We start from the raw sequence: 21,604 nt of genomic DNA, 5'->3' as shown, positions 1-21,604 counted from the left end.
AGAGGAGCACTGCCGCACCACCGCGTGACGGGCCGTCGACCAGGCCGTCGCTTACCCACGCTTCCGGTCGCATCACCGGCCGCGCACGACCGTGCGCCGGCTGCATCTCATGCACCACGAAGGAGTAGCGGTGAACACATCACGATCACATGCCACCCGCACGCTCGGCGCCATCGGCGCCGCCGTGCTCGTGGCGGCGAGCATCACGCTCACCACCCAACCGGCGGCGGCCGTCACGACCGTTCACAACTGGCAGACGTCACAAGGAGGCGACCGCCTGACGGCCAAATCGGACCTGACCTTCGCCGCCGACAGCAGCGCGCCCGACATCCTCGTCGACCCGACACGCCAGTACCAGGCGATCGACGGCTTCGGCGGCGCCTTCAACGAGTCGGGCTGGACAGTGCTGAACCGGAGCAATGTGACAGCGGCCCAGCGCAACGCCGTCCTCGACCAGCTGTTCAACCCCAGCGCGGGCGCCGGATTCAGCCTCACCCGCACCGCCATGGGATCGAACGACTTCTCGCCCACCCACTACAGCTACGATGACCTCGCCGGCGGTACGGACTTCACCCAGGCGAACTTCTCGGTGGCCCACGACGAGAGCACCCTGATCACGTACATCCAGGCCGCACAATCGCACGGTGCCTTCCGGATCATGGCCTCGCCATGGACGGCACCCGGATGGATGAAGGACAACAACTCGCTCATCGGCGGCGGCAGCCTCATCACCCCCAGCGTCGACCCGCGCTACTACCAGGCGTACGCGACCTACTTCGCCAAGTACGTCCAGGCGTACGCGGCACACGGCATCACCATCAACGACGTCAGCATCCAGAACGAGCCGCTCAACCCGGCGAAGTTCGAGTCGACGGTGTACACCTCCGCGCAGATGGCCGACTTCATCGCCAACTACCTCGGCCCGACGTTCGCCAGCAGCAACATCGGCGCGCGGATCCGCGGGTACGAGCACAACCGGGACACGTGGACGTTCCCGGTCGACATGCTCAACAACGCGGGAACGCTCCCCTATGTCTCCGGCATCGACTTCCACCCGTACGAGTGCGACTTCGGCCAGACGTACTGCGACACGGCCAACCTCGGGTTGTTCAACCAGGCGAAGCCCGGCTACTCGACCTGGATGTCGGAGCACACCGACCTGGGCATCCCGAACGCCTCCGACTACCCCGGAGATGAGCGCTGGGGAGGCGAGATCGTCGACGAGATGCTCGCGGGCGAGGGCGGATACATCTACTGGAACATGGTCCTCGACCAGACCGGAGGCCCGTTCTCCAGCCTGAGCGACGCGCAGGAGCCTCTGGTGATCGTGGACACCAGCGGTACCACGGCGACGGTGAGCTACATGCCCAAGTTCTACGAGCTCGCGCAGTTCTCCAAGTTCGTGCGCCCGGGGGCCTACCGGATCGGCGCGAGCGGCGGGGCGAACGGCGACGGGATCAAGTCCGTCGCATTCAAGAACCCTGACGGGAGCGAAGCCCTCGTGGTGGTCAACACGACGGGCTCCGCCAAGACCGTCAAGGTCGGCGAGGCCGGCAGCACCTTCAGCCGATCGGTGGCCGCGCACTCCACGAACACGTTCACCTGGACGGCGCCGGTCAACACGTACCATGTGATCGCCGGAAGCACCGGGACCTGGGGCGCCGTCAACGGGGACCACTACACGGCGGACTCCGGCTTCACCGGGGGCGGCACGGCGGTGAACGCCAACGCGATCGATGGTTCGGCGGACGACCCGCTGTACCAGTCGGAGCGCAACGGCACGAGCTTCAGCTACGCGTTTCCCGTGCCCACCGGACGCTACCGCGTCGGTCTCAAGCTGTCGGAGAACTTCTTCACCTCCGCCGGTCAGCGCGTCTTCACCGTCTCAGCCGAAGGAGCGCCGCAGCTGAGCAACCTGGACATCTTCGCGGCGGCCGGTGCGCGCTACAAGGCGCTCGACCGGAGCTTCGATGTGACGGTGACGGACGGCACCCTCAACCTCGGCTTCGCGTCGAGTGTGAACCTCGCCAAGGTCGACGCGATCTCCATCACGCCGATCCCGTCGACGGGTTCGCAGTTCACCTCGACGGTGAGCGCGAGCGTCCCGGCCGGTTACAGCACGGGAACGGGCACCATCCCCGGCTACGTGTTCGCGCAGGATTACAACACCGGCGGCGAGGGGGTCGGATACCACTTCTCCGGCGCCGGCGGCACGGACGCGGCGTACCGGTCCGACGCAACCCACCTGCAGGCCTGCACCGGCGACACGTACTGCGGTGACAACATCGGCTGGCTGGCCGACGGCGATTGGCTGAACTACACCAGCACCGTCAATGTCAGCGGGACGTACGACCTCCACGTCATGGTCGCGAACACCGCCGCAGGCGGCTCGTTCAGCATCGACCTCGACGGCCGCCCGTGGATCGGCACGCAATCGGTGCCGAACACCGGCGGCTACCAGACGTGGCAGTCGGTCAACATCAACGGGGTGAGCATCCCGCTCGGCACCCATACCTTCACGTTCCGCGTCGGAACCGGAGGGTTCAACGTGCACTCGATCGAGTTCTCGAAGATCTTCCAGCTGAACACCAGCGGAAGCACCGCGATCGAATCGGAGTGGTATGGGACCGGCGGCGAGGGCTTCGGGAGTCACGACGCCACCGCAGGGAACTCGTTCACCGCGCCCTACCGCGGCTACCTCCGCGGCGGTGATACGGACCTCGAGATCTCGAGCACCGGGACGTTCGACGTCGGCAACACCGAGAACGGCGAATGGCTGAAATACGTGGTGTTCAACCCGACGGCGAAGACCTACACGCTCTCCCTCAAGGCGGCGTCCGGGTTCTCGACCGGACAGGTGCGATACGACCTGGATACCATCGGCAACACCCTCGGCACCGCATCCATACCCAACACCTCCGTCGGAACCACCGCGGGGTGGCAGATCTTCACGAACGTCCCGACGTCCGTGACGATCCCCGCCGGATACCACGCCCTCTACGTGTACGTGGTGAACGGAGGCTTCAACATGGACTCGTTCACGTTGAGCTGACCACCTCTGGGGGGCCGGCCTCGCACCGGCCCCCCACTGAGTGCAGTGCTGCGGTCAGCCCGAGCGACGGTACGCGCTCTCAGAGGGGAGGGAATGGGGCCGGGAGGGAATGGGGTCGCCGACTTCCGTCGGCGGTCAGTTCGCAGGCTGGTGCGCGAGATAGCGATTGAGCTCGTACACCGCCACGCGGGCGACGCCCCGGTAGAAGACCGTCCGGATCGTCCCGGCGGCGATCAGCTGATGCAGGGTCAGCTCGGGGATGCCCAGGTACGCCGCCGCCTTCTCGGGCAGCAGCAGTTCCGGCTCGTCCATGAGCGGAACGTATCAGGCGGGCGCCGGGCGGGGACTGCGTCGGTCGTGCTGGCCGTATTGCGCGGGAAGCCTGGCAGCCGCCCCCACACAGCCTCGCTCGTGGGTCGCGTCAGGAGCCGGCCGTCGCCTCACCGCGGAGGAACCGCCACACCACCTCGAGGGTTCCTCCGCCCTCGAGATCGCACACCTCCCGCACGATCACCAGACGCACGGGCGAGAGCAGCGGCACCCGGAGCACGAGGCTCCCCGCTCGGACATGGGCGCGGCAGGGCGAGTCGGCCAGGCAGTCGTACTGGTCGCCGCCGTCGACCGGAGCGTCGTGCGCATCGACGCGCGCGAACGCCCCCACCCGGAGGACGCGGACCGGATAGCGGCCGACCAGCCGGATGCGCAGGTCCCGTCGCGGGGTCACCGGGACCGCCGGCGGCGCGGTACGGGGAGAGGAGTGCCGTCGAGTGGTGGTGCCCGAGCGATAGATCATCTCGGCCGGCTGGATGCGCTGATGCTCGACGGTGAGAACCGGGAGGGCGAGGGGGCGCGCCGACTGCTCATCCGCCGGCGAAGGGGCGAAGGAGCAACCGCTCAGCACAGCGAGCAGCCCGATGCCCGCTGCCGCCGCACGCAGCCGACGTGCACGTCGGTGGTGTGGTCGGCGTGACCGGATGCCTCCTCCGCCCCGTCTCATGACGATCCGCGGAGTGCGCCGACGACAGCACGCATCCGGAGATCGGGAACGTAGACGCGCACCAGGGCGCGCGCGATCCGCCCGGCCTGGATCGGCTGCGGGTAGCACATCCAGAGCGGTTCGGGACTGCCGCCGAACTTCGCCTTGAACCGTTCGAGGGAGGCGAAGCCGTATGCCGGCTCGACCCAGCGCATCAGCCGCCGGGACAGCGCTCCCGGCGTCGTCCCGCCGTGGGCGGCCAGCGGAGTGCCCGAGAGGCTGACCGTTGCGATCCCCTCCTCGGCCATGCGCCGGATGACGCAGACGATCGCGAACTCGATCGCTCCCGGCATCGCCGCGTGCGAGCGTCGCATCACGTCGAGGGTCCAGCCCACCACCCGTCCGCCACGGCGCCGAGGGAGCCAGCTCGTGACCGCGTGCACGTGCCCGTCGGGTGCGACTGCGAGCATCAGCCGCACAGCGGGGTCGGCCATCTCGGGGAGTCCCCCCAGCGTGAAGCCCATCTCCGGCAGGCGCTTCTCCGACGCCCACGCGGCGCACAACGCGTCGACCTGCGCCCGCGTCTCCCTGGTCAGGTCCTCGTAGGTGGTCCACACCGCCGAGAGGCCCTCACGGCCTGCGCGATTGACGGCCGTCCGCAGGTCTTGCCGTCGCTTTCCGGAGAGTGAGAAATCCGCGGTGGAGACGACCGCCTCGGTCCCGACCGGCGTTCGAACCCATCCGGCCCGGTCGAGGGCGGTCGCGGTCTCATCGTGGACGCTGTAGAACGCTGCGGTCCAGCCGCGCTCGTCGCAGAATCCGGCGAACGCATGCACGATCTCGGCGGGCCGTTCCGCGATGGGGTCGCCGACGGTGAAGGCCACGCCGTCGCGCACCCGGTAGGCGACGGCCGACCCGTCCGGCCCGAACCACAGCGAGTTGCCCTGCCAGGTGGCCATGTGCGCGAAGGCGCCGTCTCCGTGCTCCCCGAGCACGTGGACGAGGTGCTCCCGGTCGAGCCCCGACGGTTCGGCGGCAGGACGCCTCAGCACCGTTCGTGCGCCGATGATCAGCACGACGGCGGCGAGCGCCGGAGCGGCTCCGGAGACGATCGCGAGAAGCTGCCACTCGATATCCGCTCCGGCAGAACCCGTCCAGACCAGCTCGCCGGAGATCATCGGGACGATCACGAGATCGGTGGCCACCACGGCGGCGACGGCGATGAGCGTCCCCCCTCCGATCAGCAGTCCGATCGATCGGCCGGAGACGATGAGTGCCGCTCCGATCACGAGAAGGAGAGCGGTCGCGGGTGCGAGTCCGGGATCGATGGCCGCCCCCGCCCAGGCCAGGACGCCGGTCGCGTTCGGCGTGACCGAGGCCGTCGCGACGGCGCACGCGACGACGGCGAGCGTCGACGCGAGGACGTTCCGCCACTGGGTCCGGCCGCTCGGGCGCAACGATCCGCCGGGCAGGGCGCCACGGCCGACCGCCCCCGCGGCCATGCCGGCGAGCGCCGCGATCCCGCGGGCCACATCGGACGCGTGACCCGAGATCAGGAGGATCGCGACGACGGCGGTGCCGACGGCCCACCGCACACTGCGCCGGCTCGCCGGTCGCAACCTGCCCGTCACCGCCACGAGGAGGGCCGCGCTGGTGACCGACGGCGTCCATCCCTGGTAGCGCAGCGCCTCCTGGGAGAGCGGCTCGCCCAGTGCCGCGCCCGCCGACAGCAGAGCCCAGGCGACGACGACCCCGACGACGGTGGCCAGAGATCCGATCATGGCCGTCCGCCAGGACCCGAACGTCCGCTCCGCGACGGCGATGGCAGCGATGAGGAGCAGCCAGGAGAGGATGCTGAACACGGCGCCGTCGAACTCGACTTCGCCTGCCCAGGCGAGGTGGGCGAGCCCCGCTCCCGCTGCTCCCCCGGCGACGATCAGGGCCAACGGGTGCCGGGCGGCGGCACGCAGGATTCGGACGAGTATGTGGCGCATGGGCTCATCCCATCGCACCGAGGACCGCCGGCGCGTCAGCCGATCGGACCCATCGCATCCGCCGACCGGCGGGTATGTCCCCCCTCGTTCGGCGGCGATCCCCCGCACCTGCCCCCTCCGTCGTGTCTTCTGCCCTACGGTCGTCATGAGGGTGAGGAGGGCCGAGATGATCCGTGTCGTGGTCGTGGACGACGAGGCCCTGGTGCGCAGCGGCTTCTCGATGATCCTGAACGCCGCCGACGACATCGAGGTCGTGGGGACGGCCTCCGGGATCGAGGCACTCGATGTCATCAAGGACACGAAACCCGACGTGCTGCTCCTCGACATCCGCATGCCGCAGGTGGACGGGCTCACACTCCTCAACGTCGTCGTCACGCTGGCGGAGCGCCCGGCGATCGCGATGCTGACCACGTTCGACGCGGACGAGTACATCATGTCGGCGCTCAGCGCAGGCGCGTCCGGCTTCCTCCTCAAAGACACCGAGCCCGAGCAACTCACCCAGTACGTTCGCGCGCTGGCCGCCGGAGCCGTCGTGCTCTCGCCTCGTGCCTCGCTCACGCTCCTGACCGCGAACCCGGGAGCCGGTCAGACGTCGGACGCCGCCGCCGACCGGATCCCCTCCCTGACCGAACGCGAGCGTCAGGTGCTCATCCTCGTCGCAGAGGGCCTCTCCAACGCCGAGATCGGTTCCCGCCTGTACCTGGGCGCCGGCACCGTCAAGGACCATGTCAGCGCCATCCTGGGCAAGCTCGGGGTGGGCAGCCGGGTGCAGGCCGCCCTGGCTGCACAGCGCGCCGGCCTGTTGACAGAGCGGCCGGCGGGATCGTGAACCGGGTCGCCGCGGTCTGGAGACGCATCCCGGCCTGGCTGACGGACCTGCTCGCCGTCGCGGTCGCGGCGATCGACGCGTTCCTCTACAACGGCGAGCCGGATGCGGCCACCGTCGTCACCTGCGTCGTCGCCTCCGCCGCGATGCTGATCCGGCGGCGCTGGCCGCTCGTCGCCTTCCTCCTGACCCTCCCCGCTGCACTCGTCGCGAACATCCTCGCCGCCCCGGTGATCGCGCTGTTCGCGCTCTCGGTCCGCACCCGGAACCGCTGGCTCCTCGTCGTCTGCGGCGGGCTCTTCGCCGCCGCCGAGGCGATCGGCTGGCCCATCACGGACCAGCTCGTCGCGAATCAGAACTGGACGTTCGTCACCTTCGTCTACCAGCTGGCAACAGCGGCAGCGCCCATCCTGCTGGGGCAGCTCGTGCAGATCGCCGCAGACCTCCGTGCCCGGATCGACGAGATCGAGGCGACCAAACGTCACGAGCGCGAACTGTACGCCCAGAGCCTGCTCGCCCGTGAGCGGAACCAGCTGGCCCGCGAGATGCACGATGTCGTTTCGCACCAGGTGAGCTTGATCGCCGTGCAGGCCGGCGCCCTCCAGGTCACGGCCCCCGATGAGGAGACCCGGGGCGCGGCCGCGTCGATCCGCGCCCTGAGCTCGACCACTCTCGACGAGCTGCGGTCGATGGTCACCCTGCTGCGCGCCGCCGGAACGGAGAGCCCCGGCCTCGCGCCGCAACCGACCGTGGCGGACCTGCCCGGCCTGATCGCTGCGAGCGGCCTGCCCGTCACCTTCAGCGGGGAGCTCCCGGACGACCTGGGGTCATCCAGTCAGCGGGCGATCTACCGGACCGTGCAGGAAGCGCTCACGAACGCCCGCAAGCATGCGCCTGGCGCCCCCGTCTCCGTGCACCTCTGGAGTAACGAGACCTCCTACGGAGTGACGGTCGTCAACGGCAGAGCCACGGAACCGCCCCTCCTGCTCCCGAGTTCCCGGCTGGGGCTGATCGGGCTGCGCGAGCGAGCGGAGCTGCTCGGCGGATCGCTCTCCTCCGGCGCCACCGAGGGCGGCTTCCACATCCACCTCGTGCTTCCTCGCACCCCGGCCTGACCCGCCGCTGCCGAAGGCACTGCGGGCGGCATCGGGCGCGACTACTCCGACCCCGCGGCGGAGTGGAGTGCGGACGGAGACGGGGACGACATCCGACGACCGGCGACCCAGGTGCGGTAACCGCCGTCGAGGTTGACGACGTCACGGCCGTTCTGCGAGAGGATGCGCGCAGCCGTGTGACCGCGCTGGCCCACCTGGCAGTGCACCACGAGCGGACCGGCCGGCAGCTCGTCGAGACGCTCGCGCAGTTCGTCGACCGGGATGTTCAGCGCGCCCGGGATGGCACCGGCGGCGTGCTCGCGGGTGGTGCGCACGTCAACGAGGGTCGCGCCGGCATCGAGGGCGGCGTCGAGCTCGTGCCACTGGATGGCCCGGGTCGTGCCGCTGCGGAGGTTGTCCGCCACGTAGCCGAGCTGGTTGACCGGGTCCTTGGCCGAGCCGAACTGCGGCGCGTAGGCCAGTTCGAGCCGCGCCAGGCCGGAGGCCGTGATCCCGCCCGCCATCGCAACGGCGATCACGTCGATGCGCTTGTCCACTCCCTCGCCGCCGACGATCTGCGCGCCGAGGATCGCGTCCGTCTCCGGGTCCACCAGCAGCTTCATCGACATCGGCTGGGCGCCGGGGTAATAGGTCGCGTGCGAGGAGGGGTGGGTGTGGATGGCACGGTGCGCGCGGCCCGCAGCGGTCAGCTGCCGCTCACTCCATCCGACCTTCGCCGCGACCGTGTCGAAGACCGTGACGATCGCGGTGCCGAGGGCCGGGGCGTTCCGCTCATCGTGGCCGGCGATCACGTCGGCGACCGAGCGGCCGTGACGGTTGGCGAGCCCCGCCATCGTGACGAGCGCCTCCTGGCCGGAGAGGGCGTCGACCTTCTCGACGCCGTCGCCGACCGCGTAGATGTGCGGGTCGCTGGTGCGGTTGCGGGAGTCGACGGCGATCCCGCCGGTCGGCCCGACGCGGAGCCCGGCCGACCGTGCCAGGTCCACGCTCGGCACGACGCCCGAGGCGTCGATGATGAAGTCCGGCCGGACCCTCGCGCCGTCGCTGAGCAGGACCTCCCCCGTCTCGACCGCGTCGATGGTGACCGACGTGCGCACGTCGACGCCGCGGCTGCGGAGCTGCGCCTCCAGCGGCGCGACCATCTCCGCATCCAGCGGAGTGAGGATCTGCGGCGACCGCTGGATGAGGGTCACGTGGATGCCGCGGCGCACCAGATTCTCGACGGCTTCGAGGCCGATGAACCCGCCGCCGACGACGAGCGCCGATGGATGGTCCGCTGCGGCCTCCACGAGCACGCCGATGGCATCCACGTCCTCCACGGTGCGGAGGGTGTGGGTGGGGATGCCGGGATGCCCAGCGGCCTCCCGTGCGGACGCCCCGACGGCGAGGATCAGCTCGTCATAGCCCTCGACGAAGGTCTCGCCCGCGGCCACATCGATGACCGCCACGGCGCGGGCGACGGGGTCGACGCTGATCACCTCGTGGCCGGTGCGCACATCCAGCCGGAAACGCGCGGCGAGAGACTGCGGCGTCTGGAGCAGCAGAGACGAGCGATCGGAGATCACGCCTCCGACGTAGTACGGCAGGCCGCAGTTCGCGTACGAGACGTACGGGCCGCGCTCGAACACGACGATCTCCGCCGTCTCATCGAGCCGGCGCAGCCGGGTCGCGGCCGACATCCCTCCGGCGACTCCGCCGACGATCACGGTCTTCATGCTGTGTGCCTCCCGAGGGTGGTTTGGTATACCCTCCCCCGTATCGTACTATACGGGCGGGGGTATATTTCGCCACCTCCTACCGACCCGAAAGCGAGTTCCCACCCATGTGCTATCCCGCCACCTGCACGGTCTGCGGCAAGACGACCTGGAGCGGCTGCGGCCAGCATGTCGCCGACGTGCGCCGCCGCGTCCCCGCGAACCAGTGGTGCGACGGCACCCACACCGATGCCGAGAAGGCCGCCGCCCGGAACGGCGGATTCTTCAGCAGGTTCTTCGGCCGCGGATGAACGAAATGGATACCCTGGCGGGTACCGCGACGCGCCCGCCCGACCCCGCATCACCGAGAGAGAAGACCACCGTGACAACCACCACCACCGCCGACATCAAACCCGTGCTCAATCGCCTCCGCCGCGCGCAGGGCCAGCTGGGGGCCGTCATCGCCGCCGTCGAGAGCGGCGGCTCGTGCCGTGACGTCGTCATCCAGCTCGCCGCCGTCTCGAGCGCGCTCGACAAAGCGGGCTTCCAGATCATCTCCACCGCCATGCAGAAGTGCATCACCGACCCGGACGACACCTCCGATCCGATGACCATGGAGGAGCTCCAGAAGCTCTTCATGACGCTCGCGTGACGGCGCCGGCCTGCGCAGACGATCCGGTCGGGCAGCAGGAGCCGGTCACCGCGAATCAGGCCGAATCGGCCGCTTCGGCCAGGGCGAGCGCAGCAGATCGGGCCGCCGCGATCGCATCCGCTTCCGTCGCGCCCGGAACGTCGGCCGCCGAGGCGAGTGCCGCCGGGAGGCTGCCGAAGGCCATTCGCAGCAGGATCCGGCGCCGCGCCGTCGCGGCGACTCCGACCGGAGGCATCCGCGCGACCAGAGCGTCGAGCACCCGCTCGAGACTCGCGCCCACGTCGACCCCCGAGCGTGCGGAGACGGCCCGGACCAGCAGAGGGTTGGCGGCGAGCAGGCGGAGCCCGCGGAGTTTGTCGGCAGGCTGCGCGTCGATCCATCGCACCACGGTCTCCCGCGCCAAGCCCGCGGACGGCTTCTGCTCCTCGACCCACGCCGCCAGCTCGCCAGCCTCGTCGCCGCGGTCGGCGAGGAGGCTGCGCACGATCTCCTCTTTGCCGGCGAAGTGGTAGTAGAGCGACGCCTTCCGGATCCCCAGCGCATCCGCGATCTGCTGCATGCTCGTCGCCTCGTATCCCTGCTCGCTGAAGAGCGCCAGCGCGACGCGTTGCGCCTCCGCGCGTGTCTCCGCCCCCGTCCGCGCGGAGGACGTGGAAGGTGTCGGGTTCGGTCGGCGGGCCATGCCACCAGCATAGCTGGACGAATCTACCTACCGGTAGGTAGGTAGGCTACGACCATGCCACTCTTCGCGATCCTCCAAGCGGTTCAGCTCCTCCTCATCGGCGTGCTCGCGGGCGAGGAGCTGCTGGTGAGGTACGGAGTGCAGCCGGCGCTGCGCTCACTGCCGGACGGCGCGCACGTCGCCACCCGCATCGCCTTGGTGAAGAGGCTGAAAGTGGTCGTCCCGATCCTGATGCTCCCGACAGTGCTCGCGTCGGCGGCCGTCGTCGTCGCTGCACCGCCCGCCGGCGCATCCACCGCCTCCTTCGGGTGGAGCATCGCCGGCCTCGCCGCGCTTGTCGCCTTCCTCCTCGCCTCGTTCCTCGGCACCGTGCCGATCAACATGGCCGTCGACCGTTGGGATGCTTCCGCCCCGCCCGCCGACTGGCGCCGCACCGTCCAGCGCTGGGAGACGATCGACACCGTCCGCTCCGGGGCGGCAGCCGTGTCGTTCGCCCTCTTCGTGGTCGCCGCACTCGCCTGAACGTCAGCGGAGCGATCCGCGGCTCCGGCCGCGCCAGCGTTCGTTACGTGATGGAAATGCGCGTTCATGCGGTTGTAATAGGAGGTTTCGTAACCTGGTAGCATTACGCCATCCAAGGGAGGAGACCCGCTATGGCAGCAATCGGTCCGTCGGACATCCGCGAAGCGAACGCGCTGAGCTGTCTGCAATCGCTTCGCGTGGCCGATCGCCCGCTCAGCGTGACGGACGTCGCGCAGCGGACAGGTCTCTCGCGCCCGACGATCGAGGCGGTTCTGGCCGACTTCGCCGCCCGCGGACTCGTGGCCGATGCTCCCGTGGAGGGTGTCGGCGCGGCCGGGGGCCGCCCAGCGCGGCGGTTCGGGTTCGTCGCCGAGAGCGGACTGGTCGCCGGCCTCGACGCGGGGCCCCGCGAAGCCCGCGTCGTTCTGGCCGACCTGTCCGGGCGCATCGTGGCGGAGCGCGCCATCGCCATCGACTCGGCGGTGGAGGGCGATGACCGCTTCGAGCTCGTCGCGAGCCTCCTCGACGAGGCTCTGAGGAGCACCGGCATGCCGCGTGAGCGCCTCCGCTCGCTCGGCGTCGGAGCTTCGGGCATCGTGGACGAGGCCGGGACCATCACCCAGAGCACGGTGGTGCCCTCGTGGAGCGGCCGCGCCATCGCGGCCCAGCTCGCCGAGCGCTTCGGCTGCCTCACCACGGCCGAGAACGACGTCAAGCTGCGCGCGTACGCCGAACATCACTTCGGCGCCGCCCAGGAGGCCGCGAGCATCGTGTTCCTGCACGTCGGCACCTGGGTGACCCTTGCGCTCACCCTGGATCGCGAGATCTTCCACGGCCAGCACCGCAGCGCGGGAGAGGTCGGCAGCCGCCGCGGGATGCGCTGGTCGTCACGCACGGAAGGCAGCGCACCGGTGTGGTCGACCGGTGACGGTTCGGAGCGGATCGCCTCCGCCGTCGCCGGCGACGCCGCGGCGCGCGACGAGGTGCGCACGTTCGTTCGTGACATCGCGCCGACCCTCGCGACGGTCGCACTCACGATGGACCCCGACATGGTCGTGGTCGGCGGACTGCTCGCAGAGGGCGGCGGGGTCGCCGTCGAATGGTTCCGGGAGGAGCTGGACGACCTGATCGCCCTCGCCACGGACTTCCCGGTGTCGCCCTCCCCGCTCGGCGCGCGCGGGATCGTCCTCGGCGCGCTCGCCATGGCGTTCGTCCAGGGCTCTGAGGCCCTGTTCGGCATCCCCGGCGCTCCGATCCCGGCCGTCACGTGTCCCGAGGACCAGCAGTGACATCCCCGCTGAGGGTCGGCGTCATCGGCATCGGAGCCCGCTCCGCGATCGCCCGGAACGTCGAGAACCGGGCGACGCCGGCCCGTCTCGTCGCCTCCTGCGACCCGCGCCCCGAGGCCGCGGAGCGAGCGAGGAGCCTGTTCGGCGACCACGTCGAGTTCGCGAGCGACATCGAGGCGTTCATCGCCCAGGGCCTGGACGCCGCGATCGTGACCACCCCGGACGACACGCATGCGGATGTGGCCGAGCGCTTGCTTCTTGCCGGCATCGCCGTGTACCTCGAGAAGCCCCTGGCGACCTCCATCGCCGACGCCGACCGCGTGCTGCAGGCCGCGTACGACAGCGGAAGCCGCCTGTACGTCGGGCACAACATGCGTCACATGCACGTCGTGCGCACCCTGCGCGACATCGTCCGGCGAGGTGAGATCGGCGAGGTGAAGGCGATCTGGTGCCGTCACTTCGTCGGAAACGGCGGCGACTACTACTTCAAGGACTGGCACGCCGAGCGTGCGCGTGTCGGCAGTCTGCTGCTGCAGAAGGGCGCCCACGACCTCGACGTCATCCACTGGATCGCCGGCGGGTACACCCGCGACGTCTCCGCGATCGGCGACCTCGCCGTCTACGGCCAGGTGGAGTCGCGACGCGACAATCGCGATCGGTTGCTGGGTGACTGGTTCAGCTACGACAACTGGCCCCCGCTGGCGCAGACCGACCTCAACCCGCTCGTCGACGTCGAGGACATCTCGATGATGAACATGCGGCTCGACAACGGCGTCCTCGCGTCCTACCAGCAGTGTCACTTCACGCCCGACTACTGGCGCAACTACACGGTGATCGGCACCGAAGGCCGCGCTGAGAACTTCGGCGACTCCGCCGGAGGCGTCGTGCGCGTCTGGAACCGCCGCCATGCCTATGCGGCCCGAGGCGACATCGAGTATCCGATCGTCGGAGACGAGACCGGGCACGGCGACGCGGACGCCCTCACCCTGGACGAATTCCTCGAGTTCGTCCGCCATGGATCTGCGACCGACACCTCCCCGGTCGCCGCACGACAAGCGATCGCCGCCGGTATCACCGCCGCTGAGTCGCTCAGGGACGGGTCACGGCCACGAGTCGTCTCCCCCGTGCCGCACCACCTGCTCGAGTACTTCGAGCGCCACCAGCGGTCGTGACATCCGTCCGTCCGTAGCCGCTCCACTGAACAGAAAGCGAGACCCCATGCGGAAATTCCGCGCCGGCCTCGGCATCGTCGCCGCAGCCACACTCTTGCTCACCGCCTGCTCGGGCGCCGGATCGAACGGCGGATCCGATGCGATCGACACCTCGACGAAGCCGGCCGACGTCACCGGCGATGTGTCCTACGCCATCTGGGATGTCAACCAGCAGCCGGCCATGGAAGCCCTCATCAAGGACTTCAACAAGACCTACCCCAAGGTGAAGGTCAAGCTCCAGCTCACCGCATACGGCCAGTACTTCACGAAGCTGCAGACTCAGGGTTCCAGCAAGACCCTGCCGGACGTCTTCTGGATGAACGGACCCCACTTCCAGCTGTACGCATCGAACGGCCTGCTCGCGAAGCTCGCGCCGTTCGAGAAGGCCGGCGTGGTCGACGCCTCGCACTACCCCAAGGCGATGAACGACATCTACACCCTCGACGGGGAGCAGTACGGCATCCCGAAGGACTTCGACACCATCGCCGTCTTCTATAACAAGGACATCCTCGAGAAGGCCGGCGTGCCCGCGCCCACGTCGAGCTGGACCTGGGACGACTACCGGCGGATCGCCAAGGAGATCACCGACAAGCTCGGCGCCGAGGGCATCATCGGCTCCGGCGACAACTACGACACGCAGGCCATGGTGTATCCGTCGATCTTCAGCAACGGCGGGACCGTGATCGGCGCCGACGGCAAGAGCGGCTACGACGACCCCAAGACGGTGCAGGCGCTCGAGTTCTGGCGCAGCCTCGTCGCCGACGGCTCGATGCTCACCCCCGAGCAGAACGCCGACACGTCGGGACTCCAGAAGTTCCTCGACGGCAAGGCCGGCATGGTCTGGTCCGGCAACTGGCAGGTCTCAGGCCTGCTCAGCTCGGTGGTCGCGAAGTCCGTTCGCACCGTCGAACTGCCGCTCGCGCCCTCGGGAGAGCGCAAGACCGTCATCCACGGCATCGGCAACGTCCTCGCGGCAACCTCGGCCGGCAAGCCGGCGGCCCAGGCGTTCTTCGCCTACCTCGGCGGCAAGAAGGCGGCGGAGATCCAGGCCACGATGGGCACGGCGAACCCGGCGTACACCGGCACGCAGCAGGCCTTCGTCGAGTCGGCCCCCGACTACGACCTGCAGATCTTCGAGGATGCTGCGGCGAAGTACTCGGTCGCCTACCCGGTCTCGAAGAACACGAGTGCCTGGAACACGCTGGAGGCCAACCTCCTCCCGCAGGCCTTCTCGGGCGAGAAGCCGGTGAAGGACGTCGCGGCCGACCTCGCCACGCAGATGAACGCTGCGCTGGCCAAGGGTTGAGGACCGGATCGCCATGACCCTCTCGAGGGAAGGGGCGGGCGTCGCCACGGCGCCCGCCCCCGTCGCCCAGGCCGGGCCGTCCGTGCGCCCCCGGCGCCGGTCCCCGTCGGCGGACGGATACTGGCCCGTCCTGTTCATCCTCCCGCTGTTCGCCGGCGTCGCGCTGTTCTACCTGTGGCCGCTGGCGCAGTCCGCCTACTACAGCTTCACGCAGTGGGGCGCGTTCGGCGGCACCACCTGGATCGGGCTGGACAACTACATCCGCCTGTTCAGCGACCCGGGCGTGCTCCGCTCGATCCTGAACACCGTCATCTACACCGCCATCCTGCTGCTCGGCATCCCGCTCGCGGTGATCTTCGCCGCGCTGCTCAACCGCCCGGGCCTGAAGTTCGCGATGGTTTACCGCACGTGCTTCTTCCTGCCCTACGTCGCGATGCCGACCGCCATCTCGATGGTGTGGCGCATCATCTACAACCAGGACTACGGGGTCCTCAACTCGGCCCTGCGGGTGGTCGGCATCGAAGGGCCCGCGTGGGTCTCGACCGAATGGTTCGCCCTCATCGCCGTGTCGATCATGGGGCTGTGGATGTCGATCGGCTTCAACATGATCATCCTGTCGGCGGGCCTCAAGGCCATCCCCACGGAGCTGTACGAGGCGACATCGCTCGACGGAGCCGGACGCTGGCGCCAGTTCGTGTCGATCACCACCCCGCTGTTGACGCCGTCGATCTTCTTCCTCTCGGTGATGACCCTGATCAGCGGATTCCAGCTGTTCGACCTGATCTACGCCCTCCTCGGGCCGACGAACCCCGTCATCCCGAAGACGCAGTCGCTCGTGTTCATGTTCTACAACGCGGCGTTCCTGACCAACGACAAGGGCTATGCCTCGGCGATCGCCATGTTCGTCCTCGTCATCATCGCGGTCTGCACGTTCCTGCAGTTCCGCCTCCAGCGCAGATGGGTCCACTATGTCGACTGAATCGCTCGTCGCGCCCGGCTCGGTCCGGCCCCGCTCCGGCCGCCGCTCCGCGGGGCGCGCCGCCTCGACCGGTGAGCGCAACTGGGGCGCGCACATCGTGCTGATCATCGCGTCCCTGGCGATGCTGTTCCCGTTCCTGTGGCAGATCAAGCTCTCGGTCTCGAGCGAGGCCGACATCATGGCCGTGCCCCCGACCTTCTGGCCCACCAGCTTCGAGTGGCAGAACTTCGTGGAGGTGTTCCAGCGGCTCCCGCTGCTCAACCAGTTCTGGGTGTCCGTCGCGGTCACCCTGCTGCGCACAGGCGCCCAGATCGTCCTCTGCTCGATGGCGGGCTACGCCTTCGCCCGGATGCGCTTTCCGCTCAAGGGAGTCCTGCTCGGTCTGATCCTGTCGATCCTGATGGTGCCGGGCCAGGTCTACCTGATCCCGCAGTACCAGATCATCCAGGGCTTCGGGCTGCTGGACACGATCGTCGGCATCGCGCTGCCCGGCCTGTTCAGCGCCTTCGGCACGTTCCTCATGATGCAGTTCTTCCGGTCGATGCCGCTGGAACTCGAACAGGCGGCCCGTCTGGATGGCTGCAACAGCTGGCAGATCTTCTGGCGCGTGATGCTGCCGCTCGCCAAGCCCGGCATCGTGTCGCTGGCGATCATCACCATCCTGTCGAGCTGGAACGACCTGCTGTGGCCGCTCGTGATCGCGAGCTCGCCGGAGAACATGCCGCTCTCGGTCGGCCTCGCCACGCTGCAGGGCTACCGGTCGAGCATCCACACCGGCGTGCTGATGGCCGCCGCCCTGCTCGCGATGGCCCCCGTGCTCGTCTCGTTCATCATCCTTCAGCGCCGCGTGGTCGAAGGAATCGCGTTCGCCGGTCTCAAATAGGCCCCGCACAGAAAGCACCGTCAATGCACCGACAGGATCTCGTATCCACCCCACCCCTGACCGTGGCGCTGATCGGCGCGGGCGGCATCTCGCAGGTGCACGCACCGGCCTGGAAGGCGCTCGGGGCGCACGTCCTCGTGTTCGCGCACGCCGGCGCCGAGCAGCTCGCCGAGCGCTTCGGGCTCGAGGTCGCCCCGTCGCTGGAGGACGCCCTCGCGCGGGCCAGCATCGTCGACATCGTGACGCCGACCTCCACCCACGCCGAGATCGCGCTCGCCGCCATCGAGAGGGGCCTCGACATCATCTGCGAGAAGCCTCTGACGCTCACCGCCGCTTCGTCGCGCGAACTCGCCGCGACGGCGCGGGCCGCAGGCGTGCAGATCTACCCTGCCCATGTCGTGCGCTTCACCGCGCCCTACGAGACCGCTCACCGCGCGATCGAGTCCGGCTCGCTCGGCCGGGTGGCAGTCGCCCGGTACTTCCGGGAGGCGTCGAGCCCCGCGATCGGCACGTGGTTCCAAGACCAGGCGGCCTCCGGCGGCCCGATCATGGACCTCATGCTGCACGACCTCGACCAGGCGCGCTGGAACGCCGGTGAGGTCGAGACCGTCTATGCCGTGCAGAACCCGCCGACGGTCGACGGGGTCATCCCGTCGTTCGTGTCGGCGCATGTCACCCTCACCCACAGCGGTGGGGCGATCTCCCACCTGCACGCAACCTGGGCGGCGGTGGGGACCCGCTTCAAGACCGGCTTCTCGATCGCAGGGACCGAGGGGACCATCTCCTACTCCTCGCTGGAGAACACCGGGCTGACCGCTGAACTCCCGGGGGCTACGGCAACCGGCCTCACCATCCCGGACGTCGCCCTGCGCGAGAGCCCGTACCTCGCAGAGATCCGCGAGTTCGCCGCTGCGTTCGCCGGGGGCCCCGAGCCGCGAGTGACGGCCGAAGACGGCGCCATCGCCGTCTCCCTCGCCGAGGCCGCATTGCAGTCACTGGAGACCGGCGAGGTCGTGCGCATGGCCGACTTCGCCCCCGAGCACACCGAGGAGGTCGCGGCATGACCCCCGCACCGCTGAAGATCGCGATCGCATCGTTCGCGCACGTCCACGCCGCCGGCTACGCGGCCGAGCTGCTGCGCCGCCCGGGCGTCGAGGTGCTGGCGAGCGACCCGGACGGCGCGTCGGCGCCGGACGACGCGCCGCGCGGCATCGAATTGGCCGCAGGGCTCGGCGTCGACTACGTCGACACCTACGACGAACTCTTCGCCTGGGGACCCGACGCGATCGTCGTCACCACCGAGAACGCCCGGCACCGCTCCGTGGTCGAGCGGGCGGCAGCGGCAGGCGTGCACGTTCTGTGCGAGAAGCCGCTCGCGACCACGCTGGACGACGCGGAGGCGATGGTCGCCGCGTGCGAGGCGGCCGGCGTCCTCCTGATGGTGGCGTATCCCGTGCGATTCGCCCCGCAGTTCGACGCGCTCCGTGCTCGCCTCGACGCCGGAGTCCTCGGCGAGCCGTTCGCGATCGTCGGCACCAACAACGGCAAGATCCCCGACTCGCGCGCCTGGTTCACCGACCCCGAGCTCGCAGGAGGCGGATCGCTGGTCGATCATGTCGTGCACTGCGCCGACCTGATCGACGCCCTCACCGACGGGCTGCCCGCGCGGACCGTCTATGCGGTCTCCAACCGTCTGCTCCACGCCGAGCGCGGGGTCGCCGCAGAGACCGGCGGCCTCGCGACGATCACATACGAGAACGGCCTCATCGCCACGATCGACTGCTCGTGGAGCCAGCCCAGCGGCGCCCCGAACTGGGGCGGGGTGTCGCTCGAGGTCTCCGGGACGCTCGGCTCGATGCGCATCGACCCGTTCGCCGAACGCGTCGCCGGCTACCGGCAGGACGGCGCCCTCTGGATGGGGTACGCCACCGACACCGATGCGCTGATGCTGGATCGTTTCCTCGGCGCCGTGCGCGACGTCCTCGGGGGCGAGGGCTCCGCCGTCCCCCAGCCCGACGGCCGCGTCGGCATCCGCACCCTTCAGATCGTCGACGCCGCCCGCCGCTCCGCGCGCGAGGGCCGTCCCGTTGCCGTCACACCGGTCGCCGAGGCTGCGCGATGAAGGCGCTCGTGACCACGGGCGATGGAAGCGGGCTCGCGCTCGTCGACCACGCCGAGCCGGAGCTGATGGGGGACCGTGACGTGAAGATCCGCGTGCAGCGCACCGGCATCTGCGGAACCGACCTGCACATCCTGCGCTGGGATGCGTGGGCACAGAGCACGGTGAGAGCTCCGCTCGTGCCGGGCCACGAGTTCTCGGGGGTGGTCGTCGCGGTCGGGAGCGCCGTGCGCGATGTCTCGGTCGGCGACCAGGTGTCTGCCGAAGGCCACGTCGTCTGCGGCACCTGCCGCAACTGCCGGGCCGGCCGCCGGCACTTGTGCATCCGCACGCAGAGCGTCGGCGTCCAGCGGGACGGCGCCTTCGCCGAGTACGTCGTGATCCCGGATGAGAACGTGTGGGTGCATCACGCGCCCGTCTCCCCCGCGCTCGGCGCCATCTTCGACCCGTTCGGAAACGCCGTGCACACGGCCCTCCGCTTCCCGGTGATCGGCGAGGACGTGCTGATCACCGGCGCCGGCCCCATCGGCATCATGGCGACGGCTGTGGCCCGGCACGCGGGCGCGCGCCACATCGTGGTCACCGATGTGAGCCGTCCCCGTCTCGACATGGCGGAGCGGGTGGGCGCGGACCGCGTCGTCGACGTGTCGTCGGAGCGCATTGCGGATGTCCAGCGTGAGTTGGGGATGCGCGAAGGCTTCGACATCGGGCTGGAGATCTCCGGCAGCCCGTCCGCCCTGCCGGAGATGATCGCGAACATGAACCACGGGGCGAGCATCGCGATGCTCGGCCTCCCCGCCCACCCGATCGAGGTCGACTGGGCGACGGTCGTGGGGCGGATGCTGACCATCTCCGGCATCTACGGCCGTCAGATGTTCGAGACCTGGAACACGATGAGCGCGATGCTCCAGACCAGCCCGACCCTCCACGATGCGATCGAGGGGGTCATCACCGATGAGCTGCCGGCGTCGGAGTGGCGACGCGGCTTCGACATCGCTGCGGCAGGACGCAGCGGCAAGGTCATCCTGGACTGGACGACGCTGTGAGCGGGGCCGCATACGCGACGGTTCGCGAAGCGCTCGAAGCAGAGCTGGAGGCCATGCGCGCCCAGGGCACGTTCCGTCGCGAGCGCGTCATCCACTCCCCGCAGTCCGCGCACATCCTCGCCGGCGCGGTCGGCGGAGCGGTCGTCCCGACTCTGAACTTCTGCTCGAACGACTACCTCGGCCTCGCCGACGACAGTCGTCTCATCGCCGCCGCCACCCGGGCGATGGAGCACCGCGGATTCGGGCTGGCCAGCGTGCGGTTCATCTGCGGCACGCAGGATCTCCACGTCGATCTCGAGCGGGCGGTGTCGGCGTTCCTCGGGACAGAGGACACCATCCTCTTCTCCTCGTGCTTCGACGCGAACGGCGGCGTCTTCGAGGCGCTGTTCGGTCCGGAGGACGCCATCGTCTCCGACGCGCTCAACCACGCCTCCATCATCGATGGAATCCGGCTGTCGAAGGCGGCGCGCTTCCGGTACCGCAACGGAGACATGGCCGACTTGCGCGCGCAGCTGGAGCAGACGAGCACGGCCCGCCGGAGGGTCATCGTGACCGACGGCGTGTTCTCCATGGACGGCGCGGTCGCGCCGCTGCGGGAGATCTGCGACCTGGCCGACGAGTTCGGTGCACTCGTGATGGTCGACGACTCGCACGCCGTCGGCGCCGTCGGACCCGGCGGTCGCGGCACTCCCGCCCTGGCGGAGGTGGATGACCGCGTCGACATCTTCACGGGCACCTTCGGAAAGGCTCTCGGCGGCGCCTCCGGAGGCTACGTGAGCGGGCGTGCGGCCATCGTCGCGATGCTGCGCCAGCGTGCCCGGCCGTATCTCTTCTCGAACACGATCCCGCCGGCGGTCGCGGCCGCGGCGCGCGAGGCGCTCGCCATCGCGGGCGCCGCGGGCGACCGCCGCGACCGGCTGCGCGAGAACGCGGCGAGGTTCCGCTCCGCGATGACGGAGGCCGGGTTCGACCTGCTGCCCGGAGCGCACCCGATCGTGCCGGTGATGTTCGGCGACGCGAACCTCGCGGTCGCGATGGCCGACCGGATGCTCGCGCGGGGGGTGTACGTCACGGCGTTCAGCTATCCGGTGGTTCCGCTCGGCCAGGCACGGATCCGCGTGCAATTGTCGGCCGCACACAGCGACGAGGACATCGACCGGTGCGTCGAGGCCTTCGTCGCCAGCCGGGCGGACCTGGCCTGACCGGTGCGCCTCACAGGGTCGGGGCAGCGGATGGATGCGCCCACCCCACCGCTCTC

Annotated in this window: 20 protein-coding genes; 15 read left to right on the top strand and 5 right to left on the bottom strand. The window is 69.6% G+C overall.

Annotation, left to right across the window (positions count from 1 at the left end; genetic code table 11):
* Positions 1–130: 130 nt before the first annotated feature.
* A complete protein-coding gene (locus BJ963_RS16885) occupies positions 131–3,052 on the top strand; it encodes a carbohydrate-binding protein (protein WP_179457642.1) in 2,922 nt (973 codons plus the stop codon).
* 135 nt (positions 3,053–3,187) lie between these two features.
* Here BJ963_RS16885 and BJ963_RS16880 read toward each other — a convergent pair whose 3' ends face one another.
* The 3 genes from BJ963_RS16880 to BJ963_RS16870 all read right to left on the bottom strand — a co-directional run bounded on the left by BJ963_RS16880 (position 3,188) and on the right by BJ963_RS16870 (position 6,022).
* Positions 3,188–3,364, bottom strand: coding sequence for a MerR family transcriptional regulator (locus BJ963_RS16880; protein ID WP_179457641.1), 177 nt, complete (start codon positions 3,362–3,364; stop codon positions 3,188–3,190).
* 109 nt (positions 3,365–3,473) lie between these two features.
* The gene (locus BJ963_RS16875; protein WP_179457640.1) at positions 3,474–3,776 is read right to left on the bottom strand and encodes a hypothetical protein; all 303 of its coding nucleotides are present in this window, start codon (positions 3,774–3,776) and stop codon (positions 3,474–3,476) included.
* Positions 3,777–4,045: 269 nt separating this feature from the next.
* The gene (locus tag BJ963_RS16870; protein WP_246298090.1) at positions 4,046–6,022 is read right to left on the bottom strand and encodes a bifunctional lysylphosphatidylglycerol flippase/synthetase MprF; all 1,977 of its coding nucleotides are present in this window, start codon (positions 6,020–6,022) and stop codon (positions 4,046–4,048) included.
* A gap of 166 nt (positions 6,023–6,188) precedes the next feature.
* On the opposite strand from BJ963_RS16870, the gene BJ963_RS16865 reads away from it, so the two are divergent.
* Positions 6,189–6,851 (top strand): response regulator, encoded by a 663-nt coding sequence (locus BJ963_RS16865; protein ID WP_179457638.1) that lies wholly within the window; start codon positions 6,189–6,191, stop codon positions 6,849–6,851.
* Entirely contained in the window at positions 6,848–7,963 is a 1,116-nt protein-coding gene (locus BJ963_RS16860; RefSeq protein WP_179457637.1) for a histidine kinase, read from the top strand. The genes BJ963_RS16865 and BJ963_RS16860 overlap by 4 nt, the downstream gene beginning before the upstream one ends.
* Before the next feature lie 41 nt (positions 7,964–8,004).
* On the opposite strand, the gene BJ963_RS16855 is transcribed toward BJ963_RS16860, so the two are convergent.
* The gene (locus BJ963_RS16855) at positions 8,005–9,678 is read right to left on the bottom strand and encodes an FAD-dependent oxidoreductase (protein ID WP_179457636.1); all 1,674 of its coding nucleotides are present in this window, start codon (positions 9,676–9,678) and stop codon (positions 8,005–8,007) included.
* Positions 9,679–9,785: 107 nt separating this feature from the next.
* Here BJ963_RS16855 and BJ963_RS16850 point away from each other — a divergent pair, with 107 nt between their 5' ends.
* The gene (locus BJ963_RS16850) at positions 9,786–9,968 is read left to right on the top strand and encodes a hypothetical protein (protein WP_179457635.1); all 183 of its coding nucleotides are present in this window, start codon (positions 9,786–9,788) and stop codon (positions 9,966–9,968) included.
* Between the two features lie 71 nt (positions 9,969–10,039).
* Complete coding sequence (locus BJ963_RS16845) at positions 10,040–10,309, top strand: metal-sensitive transcriptional regulator (RefSeq protein ID WP_343037311.1); 270 nt, start codon at positions 10,040–10,042, stop codon at positions 10,307–10,309.
* Positions 10,310–10,364: 55 nt separating this feature from the next.
* Here the strand turns inward: BJ963_RS16845 and BJ963_RS16840 are convergent, their stop codons facing one another.
* Positions 10,365–10,991 carry a TetR/AcrR family transcriptional regulator gene (locus tag BJ963_RS16840; RefSeq protein WP_179457633.1) on the bottom strand — a complete coding sequence of 209 codons (627 nt, stop codon included), beginning with the start codon at positions 10,989–10,991 and terminating at the stop codon, positions 10,365–10,367.
* A gap of 54 nt (positions 10,992–11,045) precedes the next feature.
* Between BJ963_RS16840 and BJ963_RS16835 the strand changes: the two genes are divergently transcribed.
* The 10 genes from BJ963_RS16835 to BJ963_RS16790 all read left to right on the top strand — a co-directional run bounded on the left by BJ963_RS16835 (position 11,046) and on the right by BJ963_RS16790 (position 21,548).
* Positions 11,046–11,513, top strand: a complete 468-nt coding sequence (locus tag BJ963_RS16835; RefSeq protein ID WP_179457632.1) for an anthrone oxygenase family protein — start codon at positions 11,046–11,048, stop codon at positions 11,511–11,513.
* Positions 11,514–11,644: 131 nt separating this feature from the next.
* Entirely contained in the window at positions 11,645–12,802 is a 1,158-nt protein-coding gene (locus BJ963_RS16830) for an ROK family transcriptional regulator (RefSeq protein ID WP_179457631.1), read from the top strand.
* On the top strand, positions 12,799–13,974 hold the full coding sequence (locus tag BJ963_RS16825) for a Gfo/Idh/MocA family oxidoreductase (RefSeq protein ID WP_179457630.1): 1,176 nt from the start codon (positions 12,799–12,801) through the stop codon (positions 13,972–13,974). Before BJ963_RS16830 ends, BJ963_RS16825 begins: the two co-directional genes overlap by 4 nt.
* Before the next feature lie 46 nt (positions 13,975–14,020).
* Positions 14,021–15,319 carry an ABC transporter substrate-binding protein gene (locus BJ963_RS16820; protein ID WP_179457629.1) on the top strand — a complete coding sequence of 433 codons (1,299 nt, stop codon included), beginning with the start codon at positions 14,021–14,023 and terminating at the stop codon, positions 15,317–15,319.
* A gap of 13 nt (positions 15,320–15,332) precedes the next feature.
* Positions 15,333–16,298: a carbohydrate ABC transporter permease gene (locus BJ963_RS16815; protein WP_179457628.1), complete on the top strand. Its 966-nt coding sequence runs from the start codon at positions 15,333–15,335 to the stop codon at positions 16,296–16,298.
* On the top strand, positions 16,288–17,181 hold the full coding sequence (locus tag BJ963_RS16810) for a carbohydrate ABC transporter permease (RefSeq protein ID WP_179457627.1): 894 nt from the start codon (positions 16,288–16,290) through the stop codon (positions 17,179–17,181). Before BJ963_RS16815 ends, BJ963_RS16810 begins: the two co-directional genes overlap by 11 nt.
* 23 nt (positions 17,182–17,204) lie before the next feature.
* Positions 17,205–18,245 (top strand): Gfo/Idh/MocA family protein, encoded by a 1,041-nt coding sequence (locus BJ963_RS16805; protein ID WP_179457626.1) that lies wholly within the window; start codon positions 17,205–17,207, stop codon positions 18,243–18,245.
* A complete protein-coding gene (locus BJ963_RS16800) occupies positions 18,242–19,303 on the top strand; it encodes a Gfo/Idh/MocA family protein (RefSeq protein WP_179457625.1) in 1,062 nt (353 codons plus the stop codon). The genes BJ963_RS16805 and BJ963_RS16800 overlap by 4 nt, the downstream gene beginning before the upstream one ends.
* A complete protein-coding gene (tdh, locus tag BJ963_RS16795; RefSeq protein WP_179457624.1) occupies positions 19,300–20,346 on the top strand; it encodes an L-threonine 3-dehydrogenase in 1,047 nt (348 codons plus the stop codon). The genes BJ963_RS16800 and tdh overlap by 4 nt, the downstream gene beginning before the upstream one ends.
* Positions 20,343–21,548, top strand: a complete 1,206-nt coding sequence (locus tag BJ963_RS16790; protein ID WP_343037310.1) for a glycine C-acetyltransferase — start codon at positions 20,343–20,345, stop codon at positions 21,546–21,548. Before tdh ends, BJ963_RS16790 begins: the two co-directional genes overlap by 4 nt.
* Positions 21,549–21,604: the final 56 nt, after the last annotated feature.

The organism is Leifsonia soli (assembly GCF_013408745.1).
Classification (GTDB): Bacteria; Actinomycetota; Actinomycetes; order Actinomycetales; family Microbacteriaceae; genus Leifsonia; species Leifsonia soli.
The sequence above is the reverse complement of the archived record's forward strand: the minus strand, read 5'-3'. Positions and strand labels throughout refer to the sequence as shown.

Excerpts from the sequence above, each read along its gene's own strand:
- BJ963_RS16880 (WP_179457641.1), bottom strand. The coding sequence starts at position 3,364 with ATGGACGAGCCGGAACTGCTGCTGCCCGAGAAGGCGGCGGCGTACCTG.
- BJ963_RS16870 (WP_246298090.1), bottom strand. The coding sequence starts at position 6,022 with ATGCGCCACATACTCGTCCGAATCCTGCGTGCCGCCGCCCGGCACCCG.
- BJ963_RS16865 (WP_179457638.1), top strand. The coding sequence starts at position 6,189 with ATGATCCGTGTCGTGGTCGTGGACGACGAGGCCCTGGTGCGCAGCGGC.
- BJ963_RS16855 (WP_179457636.1), bottom strand. The coding sequence starts at position 9,678 with ATGAAGACCGTGATCGTCGGCGGAGTCGCCGGAGGGATGTCGGCCGCG.
- BJ963_RS16850 (WP_179457635.1), top strand. The coding sequence starts at position 9,786 with ATGTGCTATCCCGCCACCTGCACGGTCTGCGGCAAGACGACCTGGAGC.
- BJ963_RS16840 (WP_179457633.1), bottom strand. The coding sequence starts at position 10,991 with ATGGCCCGCCGACCGAACCCGACACCTTCCACGTCCTCCGCGCGGACG.
- BJ963_RS16835 (WP_179457632.1), top strand. The coding sequence starts at position 11,046 with ATGCCACTCTTCGCGATCCTCCAAGCGGTTCAGCTCCTCCTCATCGGC.
- BJ963_RS16830 (WP_179457631.1), top strand. The coding sequence starts at position 11,645 with ATGGCAGCAATCGGTCCGTCGGACATCCGCGAAGCGAACGCGCTGAGC.
- BJ963_RS16820 (WP_179457629.1), top strand. The coding sequence starts at position 14,021 with ATGCGGAAATTCCGCGCCGGCCTCGGCATCGTCGCCGCAGCCACACTC.
- BJ963_RS16815 (WP_179457628.1), top strand. The coding sequence starts at position 15,333 with ATGACCCTCTCGAGGGAAGGGGCGGGCGTCGCCACGGCGCCCGCCCCC.
- BJ963_RS16810 (WP_179457627.1), top strand. The coding sequence starts at position 16,288 with ATGTCGACTGAATCGCTCGTCGCGCCCGGCTCGGTCCGGCCCCGCTCC.
- BJ963_RS16805 (WP_179457626.1), top strand. The coding sequence starts at position 17,205 with ATGCACCGACAGGATCTCGTATCCACCCCACCCCTGACCGTGGCGCTG.
- BJ963_RS16800 (WP_179457625.1), top strand. The coding sequence starts at position 18,242 with ATGACCCCCGCACCGCTGAAGATCGCGATCGCATCGTTCGCGCACGTC.
- tdh (WP_179457624.1), top strand. The coding sequence starts at position 19,300 with ATGAAGGCGCTCGTGACCACGGGCGATGGAAGCGGGCTCGCGCTCGTC.